At 37.2% G+C, this 14,355-nt stretch carries 8 protein-coding genes; 7 read left to right on the forward strand and 1 reads right to left on the reverse strand.

Annotation, left to right across the window (positions count from 1 at the left end; genetic code table 11):
* The first annotated feature begins 5 nt into the window (after nt 1-5).
* A complete protein-coding gene (locus tag ACEN4N_RS02085) occupies nt 6-4,370 on the forward strand; it encodes an FtsX-like permease family protein (RefSeq protein ID WP_407093583.1) in 4,365 nt (1,454 codons plus the stop codon).
* Nucleotides 4,371-4,613: 243 nt separating this feature from the next.
* Nucleotides 4,614-6,497: a serine hydrolase gene (locus ACEN4N_RS02090; RefSeq protein ID WP_407093584.1), complete on the forward strand. Its 1,884-nt coding sequence runs from the start codon at nt 4,614-4,616 to the stop codon at nt 6,495-6,497.
* Nucleotides 6,498-6,570: 73 nt separating this feature from the next.
* Here the strand turns inward: ACEN4N_RS02090 and ACEN4N_RS02095 are convergent, their stop codons facing one another.
* Nucleotides 6,571-7,080 carry an FUSC family protein gene (locus ACEN4N_RS02095; protein ID WP_407093585.1) on the reverse strand — a complete coding sequence of 170 codons (510 nt, stop codon included), beginning with the start codon at nt 7,078-7,080 and terminating at the stop codon, nt 6,571-6,573.
* Nucleotides 7,081-7,207: 127 nt separating this feature from the next.
* Here ACEN4N_RS02095 and ACEN4N_RS02100 point away from each other — a divergent pair, with 127 nt between their 5' ends.
* The 5 genes from ACEN4N_RS02100 (at nt 7,208) to ligA (ending at nt 14,352) form a co-directional block, all read left to right on the forward strand.
* Nucleotides 7,208-7,735 carry a hypothetical protein gene (locus ACEN4N_RS02100; protein WP_138404329.1) on the forward strand — a complete coding sequence of 176 codons (528 nt, stop codon included), beginning with the start codon at nt 7,208-7,210 and terminating at the stop codon, nt 7,733-7,735.
* 12 nt (nt 7,736-7,747) lie between these two features.
* On the forward strand, nt 7,748-8,461 hold the full coding sequence (locus ACEN4N_RS02105; protein WP_138404328.1) for a glycoside hydrolase family 73 protein: 714 nt from the start codon (nt 7,748-7,750) through the stop codon (nt 8,459-8,461).
* Between the two features lie 94 nt (nt 8,462-8,555).
* Complete coding sequence (locus ACEN4N_RS02110; protein WP_138404327.1) at nt 8,556-9,686, forward strand: ATP-grasp domain-containing protein; 1,131 nt, start codon at nt 8,556-8,558, stop codon at nt 9,684-9,686.
* Nucleotides 9,687-9,899: 213 nt separating this feature from the next.
* On the forward strand, nt 9,900-12,224 hold the full coding sequence (gene pcrA / locus ACEN4N_RS02115; protein WP_407089386.1) for a DNA helicase PcrA: 2,325 nt from the start codon (nt 9,900-9,902) through the stop codon (nt 12,222-12,224).
* Between the two features lie 103 nt (nt 12,225-12,327).
* On the forward strand, nt 12,328-14,352 hold the full coding sequence (ligA, locus tag ACEN4N_RS02120) for an NAD-dependent DNA ligase LigA (RefSeq protein WP_407089387.1): 2,025 nt from the start codon (nt 12,328-12,330) through the stop codon (nt 14,350-14,352).
* Nucleotides 14,353-14,355: the final 3 nt, after the last annotated feature.

A 14,355-nucleotide genomic window follows, 5' to 3' on the forward strand; every position in this document is an offset into this window, starting at 1 on the left:
ATCCTATGAATTCTGCATTATGGAAGGATAATTTAAGAGAAATAAAAGAATCGATTCCTCGCTTTATCTCAATATTTGCCATCATTGCCTTAGGTGTTTCTTTCTTTGTTGGAATTCGGGCCGCAGGGCCATCCATGGTAAGAACTGCTCGAGAAGTATATCAAGAGAATAATATGCCAGATGGACATATATTATCGACAGTTGGTCTTAACGAGACAGATATTGATTTGTTAGATAACCAGAATGGTGTCACTATCTTACCCATGCAGTCCATTAATGCTATTGTCAGTCCTGGTGAAGAGAATGCGAAGATATTCACCTACAACGGAGATGAGAGTACAATTTTCTTTAAGGTTTTTGAAGGACGAATGGTTGAAGATACGGATGAGATTGTCCTCGATACAAAATATCTAGAAACGCTCAATGCACAAATGGATTCACCTATCCAAATTGGTGACCGAATTACACTAGATAATTCCGACAGTGCTGGTTTCATATTGGAGACGGAAGAGTTCGAAGTGGTCGGTTTTGCTCGTAATCCACTCTATATAGAAAGAATGACCCGAAGCGGATCGGCTAATGTCTTTGGAATTATAAGCGATCAGGCAGTGAGTGGAGATTTATACTCTGAAGCATATTATTGGATAGATAATGCGAGAGAATACGAAGCATATACACCAGAATATAATCAAGTTGTCGATCAGACAGTGGCTTCAATTGAAGAAGACTTAAAAGGTAGACCTGAAGTACGAATTGTGGAGTTGCAAGATGAAATTGCGTCTTCCATTGATGAAGGGGAAACTGAAGTGGCTGATGGTTACCAAACCTTAGAAGATGCTCGAGAAGCTTTAGAAGATGCTCAAGCAACTTTATCAGAGGGCCATCAAGAAATATTTGATGGACAAAGAACTCTTAATCAAGGGATTGCTGACATCGAAAGCGGAAAAGAAGAATTGAATGATGGAATCAAAGAGTATCAACAAGGTCGGTTAGACCTTGCGGATGCACGGGCACAACTGAATTATAATGAAAAAACTTATGAAGAAGGCTTGGCCCAATATGAAGAAGGACTGGCGACCTTTAATAAAGAAATCGCATCTGCTCAGTCACAATTAACGGATGCACAAGCACAGTTAGATCAAGCAGCATCACAAGCACAAGCAGGTTATTCACAATTAGTTGAAGGCCAAGCGGCACTTGATGCCGGTTATAGTCAATTGGCTGCAGGAAGACAAGAATTGCTAGACCAGTTAAGTCTTGCTACAAACGATCAGATACCACCAGAGCAATTGTTAGCTGCAATTGAAGATCAGATTGATGTTATTAACGGCTTCCTTCAAGTTCTTGAGCAATCAGATACCGGAGCAAATTCGGATATTGTATCTTGGATTAATTCATTAAATATTGAACGAGATATCTTAAGAGAAAATCTTCAAGAACTCGCAGCTATCGTCAATGAATTAGATGAGGTTGAAGAGCTAGAGCAAACGTTAGCTGATTTGAAACTTTCGACAGAACAATTCATTTTACTAGAACAACTTGTTGGGACAGAATTGAGCCCAGCAACTTCTATTGATGATGTTCTACAATTATTAAATAAGCGAATAGCTGAATTAGAGACTCAAACAGAAACACTCCCAGAAAACCCTTCTGGAAGTGACAATGAGCTAATTAATAAAATAGCTGAAATACGTGAATTAGAACAGCAATTAACAAACATCGAAACGGAATTAAACCAACTCCAAACAGAATACAATAATATTGGAGATATTTCGGGACTTATTGCACGAAGAGAAGAATTGTTAACTCAGAATGAGTCTTATAATCAACAAATGGCTGAATTATCACAAGCAATCAGTGCATTAGAATCACAATTACAAAATCCAGAATTAACTGAAGCGGAATCCATTCAAATTGAAAGTGATATACAAACACAAAGAAATGAATTGAATGAATTTAGCACTTTACTTCAACAAAATAACTCAGAACTGGCAGAGTTGAATCAACAAATTGAACGATTCAATTCTTTAGAAACTCAAATTGAAGAGCTTAATAGTCAGCTTAGTCAAACGGAAGCGGCGCTGACGACTGCTCAAGCTGAATTAGATCAGCTGCTCGAAGATGGTGGTTTAAATGAACTACCTCCGGAACTGGACTTAGATCAAATTCAATCAGAATTGACTCAATTAGTGGAAGCAGTGAATATGTTGCAAACGGGACAAGTGACACTCGACGAACAAAGTTCTGTTTTAGCAGCTGGTTGGAATGAATATTATGCTGGTTTGAGTCAATTAGAAGCAGCGCAAAGTACGATTAACCAAGGTTGGACTGAGCTGAATGCTCAAAGTGCGGCAGGTCAAAGTGAGTTAGATACAGCTTATGCTGCAATCACTGAAGGCCGACAAGCTTTAGATGAAGGTATTTCACAATTTAATGAAGGACAAGCGAGTCTTGTCGATGGTAAACGGGTGATCGACGAGTCATACAATACGCTTATTGCAGGGCAAAGAGAACTTGAAACAGGTCGTGAAGATGCTCTAGCTGGTCGAATGGAATTGATGCAAGGTGACGCTGAGTATAACTTAAATCGTTATGAATTTATCTCAGAAGAAGAAGATGCCTTAGAAGATTTAGAGCAGGCTGAAGCAGATATTGCTGAAGCTAAAGAATCTCTAAATGATTTAGAAGAGCCAACCTATGTAGTGGAGAAACGTGGAAGTTCAAGTGCCTATCAAAGTTTAAATGATAATGCAGAACAACTAAATGTCATCTCTAATATATTCCCAGTGTTTTTCTTTGCGATAGCTATCTTAGTGACTTTCACAACAATTAAACGTATGGCAAGTGAACAAAGGAATTACATGGGAACAATGAAACAACTAGGGTATAACAATGGAACGATTATCCAGAAATTTGTTGTCTATGCCGGTATTGCCGGAATATTAGGTATCGTTGTTGGGTTAATCATCGGTTATGCAGTCTTTCCAGGTGTTATCTTAAATGCATATAATATGTTGTATTATTTCGATGCGCCTGAGATTGAAATCTTATGGGGATGGAATATTCTTGCAGCACTGATAGCCTTGGCGACAGCTTTATTCCCTGCAATCTATACGCCACTTAAAATGTTGCGTACCCAACCGGCTAATCTACTACAACCGGAACCACCGAAATCAGGTAAGAAATTATTACTAGAACGTGTACCAAGTATTTGGAATCGATTATCATTTAATACCAAAATGACAGTGAGAAATCTACTAAGATACAAAGGACGTAACTCGATGACACTTATCGGAGTTGCAGGGTGTACGATGTTGATCGTGACAGGTTTCGGGATTAGTAATACAATATCTGGTGTTGTGGATGGTCAGTTTAATCAACTCCAAACATATGATGGCATGGTATACCTTAATGACGTTTTAGAAGATTCTGAAGTTGAGGACATGAATCAAACACTCACAGAGATGGATGGCGTAGAGGGCTATATGCCAGCGCTACTTGAAACGTATGATGCAGAATTGGAAGATGGTCAGACACAATCCGTTACTGTAACAGTTCCTCTAGGTGATTTAGAATCATTCTCGGACTACGTTACATTACGCGAAAGAGGTCAGGAACCAATTCCAAATGCCATCGTAGATGAAGGTCCATTTATCACGGAAAGAATGGGTGAGTTACTGAATTTATCAGAAAGCGACTCATTTACCTTAGAAAATGAAGACTTTGAAGAGTTTACTGTAGAAGATTTTACAGTTGTAGAAAACTACGCTTCTCACTACCTCTATGTAAATCCTGAACAATATGAAAGTATCTTTGGGGAAGAACCAAGTCAAAATGCTTACTTAGTTCAATACACAGAAGGTGTCAGTCAAAAAGAAACTGAAGAATCGATTATGGACAATGATAATGTCTTAACGACTGTCGATTTGAATACACTTGCTGAAAGTATCGCAGATCAAATGGGAAGTTTAGATTTAATTACATTAGTTCTAATTATCTCAGCGGCTTCATTAGCCTTTGTCGTTCTGTATAACTTAACAAATATTAACGTTGCTGAACGAATCCGAGAATTATCTACGATTAAAGTACTTGGATTCTATGACCGAGAAGTAAGTATGTATATCTTTAACGAGGTATTAGTACTAACAGTCTTAGGTAGCTTAGTTGGTTTAGTGCTCGGAACGATCTTAAATACTTACTTATTAAAAACAATGCAAATGATGGACGTCTTGTTCCATCCAAGTGTTTCAATAGGCGGTTACATCGCTTCATTCTTCATATCCTTAGCATTCTCTGCAATAGTCATGGTGGCTATGCACTTTAAACTGAAAAAAATCGATATGGTTGAAGCACTTAAAGGTGTAGATTAATAACAAAATATTTTCCAAAAACTTTCAATGAATTCTAAGTTAATTGACTTTAAAATCGTTGGGAGTTTTTATTTTGAAATAAAAATAATTTACTTGTTAGAAGAATGTTACAAAACTAATATATATATGGAATGACAACAGTTTAAAGAATTTATCCTCTAGTTTGTAACTGACAAACTGACACATTCTATGCTACAATAGAAAGCACAAGAGGAATGACAACATTTCTAGGAGGTAGAGTTAATGCAGTGTCCAAATTGTGGTAGAAACGTAAGAAGTAAAAATCAATGTGCCTATTGTGGGCATGTCTTCAATAAACAAGAAGTAGCAGAATTAAAAGAAGAAACACGTAATGAAGACGTAGTACAAGAAACACCGCGTCGTTCTAGTGGAGGATTCAGTCGTGTGTTATGGGGAATTATTAAACTAGTTCTTGCCGTAGCTATTGTTTTCTTAGCCTTTTTATATGGCCCACGAATTATTAATCAAGTTGTAGATTATTTCCAGACGTCTGATACAGAAGTTGTTCAAAATACACCTGAAGAACCTGTAACGGAAGCGCCTGTTACTGAGGAATCTGAAGGGGAAGAACCTTCTGAAGATACACAAGATTCTGAATCAGAAACAGAAGATTCAGCTGCAACAAGTGAAACTGAAGAATCAACGGAGTCACCTGAATCAGAAGAAAGTAACGCTGACGGTCAATTATCTATTGTGAATCAAGAAGTAAACTTAGATGAATACCCATTAACGAATGTCGCACTTGAATTCAATGAGTCATTAGATAATGTGGATAGTACAACATTTAACTTTACTATTGATGCTAATGGAGAAACAGTAGAACTAGAAGATGATTATTCATTAGTTAAAGATGGCCAAACACTAACAATCAGCTTTAACGATCCTTCTGTAGCAGTACTTTCTACAGATGCTCAAGAACAAGTCCTTAACGTTGAATCTGAATCATTAGGTGTAAGTGAAAGTATTTCCTATGAAGTACCGACAACTTCATTAGATACAGAACAAGCTGAATTCTTTAACTCAACGATTACAGATAACTTAGCTTCTATTGGTGATGTATCAGCAGTTGTTTACCCGCAAGATGCTGAAGTGCCATATGTTTATGATGACCAAAGCGTTGAAGCAGACGCATTAATTTCATGGTTTGTCTTAGGCTTTACATTCAATGCGATTGAAGACGGTGAATTAACACTTGAAGATCCAGTCGTAGTGTCATCTGATTTAGTAGCTGAAAATGACGAAGGAATCGTAGCCACTGCTGAAGAAGGTACAGAATTTACTATTCAAGAATTATTATCAGCAGTCGTTGAAGCAAATGACGTGTCAGCGATGAATCATTTAATTCAAGAAACAGGTGGACCAAACGCCTTTAACTTATGGTTAAATGAATCAAATTACTTCTCAACACGAGTAACACAAATGTTAACAATGCAAGAATCAGGGCAAGTGACTGGTGCAGTAACAAGCGCACAAGATATTGCTCAATTACTTAATAAATTAGCAAACAATGAATTAGTATCAGAAGAAGCAGATGCAACAATTAAAGAATTGTTATTAAACACGCCAGTGACAACAAAATATCCTGAAGGTCAAATTGCTGGATATCAAACGCGTTATGAAATTGCATCAGCAGATACAAACACTGCACAACAAAACTATGCAGGAATTGTTGAATTAGAAGACACTTACTATATTACTGTCATTCTAACTTCTAACTTCACGAGTGCTGAAGAGGTTGTCCCAGCCATTTCAACTTCTATTTCTGACATTGTGACTTACTTTGAAACTGGGCAAACACCAGAAGAAGTAGCCGAAGAAGAAGCGGCTGCTCAAGCAGAGGAAGAAGCGGAAGCACAAGCCCAAGCAGAAGCAGAGTCATTAGCTGCTGAAGAAGCGGCTCAATCTCAAGTGAATGTTGTTGATGAATCGTCACCAGAAACAGGTACAGTAGGAGAAGATGGAAGAACTTACTCAAATCAATATGTTGATAACATCGGATCTTACGTGAACTTACCTGAAGAAACAGTTTATGACGAAACAACTGGAGAAACTAGACCAGCTGAATGGTTCTTCGATGAATCAGACGGAAGATACTATTACCGTTAATTAAATACTAAAAACCGCCTAGGTATTATCTGATATAGATAACGCCTAGGCGGTTTTGTATTGTTATCAAGTCTTAAGAATCTTGTTTACGGTTTGGAAGGGTTCGGTTCACAGCAATGGCAACACCCGTTCCAAACACTGTATCTAAAATCCGGCTAATACTATAAACAAGCCAAGTGTCTCCAGGTGTACCTAAGTATACAACTAAAAATGTTGCCGTCGAATTAATAATACTTTGCTTATTACCAAATAAAGTGCAAAAATTAAGCACTAATAGGACTCCTAAACCTCCAGAAACTGAAGTATAAATATCATTATTCAGTATAGGAAAATTCCGTCTTAAAAAAATTAAAGTTGTAGCAATTAACACGCCAATGGTGTTACCAAAGATACGGTATTTTGCATATTTATAAGTGTCTGTCATATTCTCACGTATGGCAAACACTGCTGATAGAGCGGCCAAAGTTGCATGTCCTAAATTAAAGACTGAGTATACGATAATAATTAAAGAAACTGAGACAGCACTTTTTCTTGCTCGCCAACCGAGCGACAATCTATCTTTAAATGATTTGTTCTCTTCCATCAATGAATCCTTTCGATTTTTTCTAAACCTAATAGTATCAAATATTATAAATTTGTCTATAAATCATTTGGATATATCACGTATAGGGTGTATAATACAATTAAAAATACACGTAAAGGGTGATATTATGAATCCAGCATTAATTCAAATTGTAGTTCAGGTTATTCGTGAAAAGTATATGAGTGAGAAAGCATTTTACACTGAAAAACTAGGTATCTCCCCACAAAGTTGGGATCGTTGGAAGAAAGGTGAACAAGGTCTTAAATACGATAATGTTCAAATTTTATCGACATTATTCACAGATTATGAATGGATGCTTGTGCAAAAGGTTGTAAGAACCACAGAAATCATGCCAGAAGTTGTGAACAATCCAGTCAAAGAGTATAATTTCTTAAAATACCAAATCGCCAAAAAATGGGTTAATAATGGGATTGCACGCTTAGAATGGCATCAGAGTGATGAGAACACGGAAGAAAGTGTAAGAAAATCAAACATGGTTATTCTACAATTGATTGTTGATTATAATTTATGGGGTTATAATGATATTATTGAATTGAGATTACCGGGAATTATTCGCCAACAAATTGGACATGACGAGGTAAAACTTTTACAATGGTTTGTGGATGAAAGTGAGAAGTTACAAGAAAGCGAATAAAAGTGAGGCATTATGGCCAAAAAGAAGAAGAGAAAATTATTTAAATTTAAAAAACGTCCCACTCGACGTAAAAAACGCAAAACAAATTACAAACAAGCATGGAATCGATTTAAAACCGATTTTCTACAAAAGATTGGGATATTATCTATCTTTTTTGTAATTTTTACTTTATTAAGTGGGATAGTTATTTATCGATGGGTTGATACGGCAAACCAAAGGCACGGTGAATTGATGCAACGTGAAGTTGATTATGAACAACGAATCGGCTTTATCGAATCGATTGTACCAATTTCACAAAGACTTCAAAGACAATATGGTGTCTTAGCCAGTGTTTCAATGGCTCAAGCAGCTTTAGAAAGTGATTTTGGCCGGAGTCAGCTTGGGGCAGAGTATAATAATCTTTACGGTGTCAAAACGGACGCCACTGATCCAGATGGCGTAGATTTTCAAACGTTAGAATATTTTGATGATGAATGGGTTGAAATTACCGACCGATTTAAAGTTTATCCGAGTTGGGAAGCTTCGATGGAAGGCCATGCCATTCTAATCAATGAGGGTACCTCTTGGGACCCAACGTTTTATCAAGCGGTTCTCAACGGTGATAACTATGTAGAACAAGCCAATGGATTACAAGAATCCGGGTACGCAACTGATCCTACTTATGCCGACAAGATTATCGAAATGATTGAAACTTATGAATTGAATCAATATGATCAACCAATCTAATTAGAAAAATACTAATTTATCAGTGCTAGAAATTGTGTGATGTGTTATTATTATAGGTGCATTTAAATATACAATATTGAAGGGAGTAGACAGGATGGCGCAAAGACATTATCCAGGTGAGACATTAGGAATTATTGGCTCATCAATTTCTGCAGCTGTCTTGGCTCAAGCAGCAGGTAAATTAGGTTACCGAGTTGCTAGTTTGGTAACATCTGAGAATAATCCAGTGAGACAATTTGCGACGTGGCAAACAGTTACCGAATCATATAATGAGCAAGTCTTAAATTATTTTAGTGAACGGGTAGATGTCGTAACGGTTGAAATGGGTATTCTATCGAATAGAGAATTTCAATTATTGGCAGCACAAACGGATTTAACTTTATCAGAGGATTTAATTGCCATTACGACAGACCGACTGATCGAGAAGGCCTATTTAGATTCTAACAAGTGTTTGGTTGCGCCATTCTCTATGGTTACTAATTTAACAGATTTAAAAGAAGCAGTTGAATATATTGGATTCCCGTGTATTTTAAAATCAACTCAACGGCATGTTGATAATGCGAATGAGCATATTATCTTGTATGGTGAAGAGGATTATGATGAAGCAAGTGCAAAACTAGAAGCGACCACATGTATTTTAGAGGCATGGATTCCAACTGAGAAAAAAGCCAGCGTGACAGTTATTCGTAACGAACGTGGTGAAATTTTAATTTATCCTATATTTGAAGTGCGTGAACAAGGAGATCTGCTTGGAAGACAAGTGCGTTTCCCAGCACAAATATCTAAACCGGTAGAACTTGAGATGAACCGTTTAGCGCAATTATTAGCGGAATTATTAAATTTAGTTGGTTCATTGACGTTGAAGATGTTAATCACTTCAGCAGGAGTTGTTTATATAAACGAAGCAAGTATCGGTTTATCGGATGAAGCTATGTTTACGATTGGATCTATGAGTATTTCTCATTATGAGGCAGCAGCGAGAGCTATTTTAGGCTTGCCTTTACCAACATTGCATCTTAAGAGTAGAGCAGCGATTGCTTTACCGGCAACCGTCTTGAATGAAGAGAATCTCTTAACACAACTTATGTTAAGAACAGATTGGGGCTTTGCTTTGTTTAATCCAATAAATAATGACTCTAAACGTTTGATTGGACAAGTCATTGTAACAGGAGATTCATTATCAGAGTGTGAACGCCAAATACAAATTACAGAATTAACTGAATAGAAAATTAAATGTCCTTCTTGAGCCATAAACTCAAGGAGGTATTTTTTTAATGAAAGCGATAAAAATATTAGATTGTTTGTGACAAAGTTGAGTCCTATCAGTCACAGAAAAATCATCAAATGTTTGTTAGGACTATACACTGATTTTTGATATAATCTACTATGTATGATTTTTTAGAGTGAACAACCTACTAGATAAATTGGAGGTCATAATATGTCATCGTTAATCGAAAGTATTAACCGATTGAATAATAAACAACAAGAAGCTGTATATACAACCGATGGGCCAGTACTAATTGCTGCTGGAGCTGGGAGTGGAAAGACCAGCGTATTAACCCATCGGATTGCTTATTTATTAGAAGAGAAAAAAATAAAACCTTGGAATGTGTTGGCGATTACCTTTACAAATAAAGCAGCCAATGAGATGAAAGAACGTGTTGAGAAACTAGTTGGACCTGAAGCATCATCAATTTGGGTATCCACTTTTCACTCGATGTGTGCACGTATTTTACGTCGAGAAGCCACTCAAATTGGATATACACAAAACTTTTCGATTATTGACCAAGGTGAGCAACAAACATTAATGAAACGCGTGCTAAAAGAATTAAATCTTGATAGCAAACGATTCAACTACAAAGAAATGCTTTGGGTGATTGATGCAGCAAAAAACGAAGGGCAAATGCCTGATGCTTTTGCAGCTGAGAACACTGATTACTTAGGCAATATTCAATCGAATGTCTACAAGTTATATCAACAAAAACTAAAAACAAGTAATGCGATGGACTTTAATGATTTAATATTATTAACTGTTAAACTACTTCAAGAAAATGAAGATGTCCGTCTGTTCTATCAAAATAAATTTCAATATATTCACGTCGATGAGTACCAGGATACGAATGAGACTCAGTACTTATTGGTGAAGACATTAGCGGATTTACTGAAAAACATTTGTGTTGTTGGGGATGCTGATCAAAGTATTTATGGTTGGCGTGGAGCAAATATGGAAAATATTATGAACTTTGAGAAAGATTATCCAGATGCCAAAGTGATTTTATTAGAGCAAAATTACCGTTCAACTCAATCGATACTAAATGCAGCCAACAGCGTAATTGAAAAAAATATCAACCGTAAAGACAAAAAACTTTGGAGTGACAAAGCACAGGGGAATAAGGTTAAATTCTACTTAGCGGAATCTGACTCAGAAGAAGCAAGATATGTTATTCAACAAATCTTTGAAACGAAAGAGGATCAAAAACGTTCGAATAGTGATTACGCCATTCTTTACCGTACGCAAGCTCAATCACGTAACTTAGAGGACCAATTGTTAAAAGCTAACTTACCGTATAAGATTGTTGGAGGCTTGAAATTCTACTCACGTAAAGAAATTCAAGATACGTTAGCGTACTTAAGACTGATTGATAATTTAGCGGATAACTTAAGCTTTAACCGTATTGTTAATGTGCCAAAACGAGGAATCGGACCTACAAGTATTGCTAAATTAGCTGAATTTGCTGAAAGTTTAAACTTAGGTTGGTTTGAAGCTATTGACCAACTAGGAAATTCAAATTTATCTGCAAGTTTACAAACTAAATTTGTTCGCTTCAGTGATATGATCAAACGCTTAAGACAACAGGCAGAATACTTAACTTTAAGTGAATTAGTCGCAGAAGTTTGGGAACAATCAGATTACAAGCAAAGTCTTCAAGAAGAAGGGACTTTAGAGGCAACGAATCGTCTAGAAAACTTAGACGAGTTCGCGTCAGTTACAAAAGAGTTTGACCAAATGGACTTGGAAGATATTATCGAAACCGACCCTGACTTTGCTGATGAAGAAGATGGAGCAACAGAAGAACCACTTGATACACAGGCTCCAAGAATTCGTTTAACTTTATTCTTAACAGAATTATCACTTGTTTCAGATACGTCGGAAGAAGAAACCGTAGACCAAATTACCTTAATGACGATGCATGCAGCTAAAGGACTAGAATTCCCTTACGTATTCATTGTTGGTATGGAAGAAGGCTTATTCCCATTAAGTCGTGCGTCAGAAAGCGATGATGAGTTAGAGGAAGAGAGACGACTCGCATATGTTGGAATGACACGTGCCGAAGAGCAACTATACCTAACAGCAGCTAGAAGCCGACTATTATATGGTAGATATCAACATAATGCCCCAAGTCGATTCGTATCTGAGATAGACCAAAGTTTGATTGAGCATGTCGGTCAATCTTTCCAAACGGTCATCCGTTCTCAAAATACCAGACAGCAAGGGCGAAAACGATCAAGCCAAGCGGCTAGAAATGTTCTATTAAGTCAGCGTCCAAAAGGCGGTTCAACTGGAGCATTGAAGAAAAAAGTCACAAACAATTCAGATACAAATTATACAGTTGGTGATAAAGTAGATCACCGTACTTGGGGAGTTGGAACTGTCGTTAATGTTAAAGGTTCTGGAAGTAATGCTTTACTAAGTATTGCCTTCGATTCACAAGGCATTAAAGAATTACTAGCATCCTTTGCTCCAATAAGCAAAGTGGAGTAGAGAGTGAATGTTTTTACTGATAGAAACAGTAAAGAATGATATACTTGACGAAGAAATGAAGACTGCTATTAACGTAAATGGCTTTTTAGGAGTGATGGTATAAATGGTTCAATCGAAAGATTTAGAACAGGCAAAAGAAAGACTCGAGCAGCTAAAAAGTGAGCTGAATCATCACGCATATAATTATTATGTGCTAGACAAACCAAATATCACGGATGCAGAATACGACCAAATGTATAATGAACTGGAAAACCTTGAAAAAGCACATCCAGAATGGATTACATCTGATTCTCCGACTCAAAGAATTGGGGACCAATTATTAGAAGGTTTTACGAAAGTTGAACACGCCGAAGCAATGTATAGTTTGGGGAATGCCTTCAACGAGGAAGAAGTTGGAGCATTTATTCAACGCGTACAAAACCAAACCGAGCAAGAAGTTGAATTTATGGTCGAATGCAAAATCGACGGTTTAGCGATTGCTTTAACATATGAAAATGGCGCCTTCGTTAGAGGTGCAACTCGTGGAGATGGAACGGTTGGAGAAGATATTACGACAAACCTTCGCACCATTCGTTCATTACCACTGAAGTTGAAAGAGCCCGTATCCGTTGAAGTACGTGGTGAGGCTTATATGCCAAAAGATGTGTTTAAGCAACTGAATGACGAACGCGAAGAAACAGGTGAAGTACCATTCGCCAATCCACGTAATGCTGCCGCTGGTGGGTTAAGACAAATTGATCCAAAAGCCGTATCAAAACGTCGATTGAATATGTTCTTATATAGTGCTTTATACAATGATGATTTTGATGTAGAGTCACAAGCAGAATTATTCGAGCAATTACAATTTTTAGGATTTAGAACAAACCCATTACGAAAATTATGCAAAAATCAAACTGAAGTGATGGATTTTATTCATCAAATTGAAGAAGAACGCCATGATTTACCATATGAAATTGATGGTATCGTTATTAAAGTCAATGACGTTGCCCTACAGCAACAACTTGGTTATACCGTCAAAGCCCCAAGATGGGCGATCGCTTATAAATTCAAAGCAGATATAGCGGAAACTAAACTGAATGAAGTTGAGTGGACAGTGGGAAGAACGGGCGTTGTTACACCAACGGCCGTGATGGACCCGGTTCAATTAGCTGGTTCGACTGTTCAAAGAGCTTCCTTACATAATGTGGATTTAATCGAAGCTTTAGACGTTCGCATTGGAGATACCGTAGAGATTCATAAGGCAGGAGATATTATCCCAGAAATCGTGAGTGTTGTTATGAGTCAACGCCCAGAAGACTCGCAACCATTACCGATACCAACTACGTGTCCACGCTGTGACGCTGAATTAGTACGGTTGAATGAAGAAGTTGCCCTAAGATGTGTGAATCCTTTATGTCCAGCGCAGAAGTTAGCGAAGATGATTCATTTCAGTTCAAGAAATGCGATGAACATTACTGGTTTAGGTGATAAGATTATGGAACACTTAATCAATCAAGCATTGGTTTCGGATCCAAGTGACTTATACACATTAGAGCAAGAAGATTTCTTAACACTTCCAAATACAAAAGAAAAATCCGCAACAAAATATCAAGATGCGATTGAAGAATCAAAGAGTAACTCTTTAGAAAGATTACTCTTTGGTTTAGGTATCCGCCATGTCGGATCAAAAGCTGCTCGTTTAATTTCTGAAAAATTCAGAAAGATTGAAGCAATTCAGAAAGCATCGATTGAAGATATTGAGACCATTGATGGCATCGGACCCATGATTAGTCAAGCGATTGTTGAATATTTTGAAATGGAAGAATCGAACGAACTGATTCAAAGATTACAAGAAGCGGGAGTCAACACAGACTACTTAGGTGTTGTGCCTGAGGAGATTGATCTGAAGGATAACTTCTTTGCAAATCAAACCGTTGTCCTTACAGGTTCGATGGAAACTTTAACGCGTGGGGAAGCCAAAAAAAGATTGGAAAACCTCGGAGCGAAAGTGACTGGAAGTGTATCAAAAAATACAAATTACTTAGTTGCTGGTGAATCAGCCGGAAGTAAATTGACAAAAGCACAAGACCTTGGAATTGCAATCATGGACGAAGAAACTTTTCTAGAAAAATTAAAAGAGAGCGAGTAATTA

This window comes from Ruoffia sp. FAM 20857 (assembly GCF_045528645.1).
Classification (GTDB): domain Bacteria; phylum Bacillota; class Bacilli; order Lactobacillales; family Aerococcaceae; genus Ruoffia; species Ruoffia halotolerans.

What these genes read in the sequence shown, in the direction of transcription:
- ACEN4N_RS02085 (WP_407093583.1), top strand. Translation starts at nt 6, where the DNA reads ATGAATTCTGCATTATGGAAGGATAATTTAAGAGAAATAAAAGAATCG.
- ACEN4N_RS02100 (WP_138404329.1), top strand. Translation starts at nt 7,208, where the DNA reads ATGAATCCAGCATTAATTCAAATTGTAGTTCAGGTTATTCGTGAAAAG.
- ACEN4N_RS02095 (WP_407093585.1), bottom strand. Translation starts at nt 7,080, where the DNA reads ATGGAAGAGAACAAATCATTTAAAGATAGATTGTCGCTCGGTTGGCGA.
- ligA (WP_407089387.1), top strand. Translation starts at nt 12,328, where the DNA reads ATGGTTCAATCGAAAGATTTAGAACAGGCAAAAGAAAGACTCGAGCAG.
- ACEN4N_RS02090 (WP_407093584.1), top strand. Translation starts at nt 4,614, where the DNA reads ATGCAGTGTCCAAATTGTGGTAGAAACGTAAGAAGTAAAAATCAATGT.
- pcrA (WP_407089386.1), top strand. Translation starts at nt 9,900, where the DNA reads ATGTCATCGTTAATCGAAAGTATTAACCGATTGAATAATAAACAACAA.
- ACEN4N_RS02105 (WP_138404328.1), top strand. Translation starts at nt 7,748, where the DNA reads ATGGCCAAAAAGAAGAAGAGAAAATTATTTAAATTTAAAAAACGTCCC.
- ACEN4N_RS02110 (WP_138404327.1), top strand. Translation starts at nt 8,556, where the DNA reads ATGGCGCAAAGACATTATCCAGGTGAGACATTAGGAATTATTGGCTCA.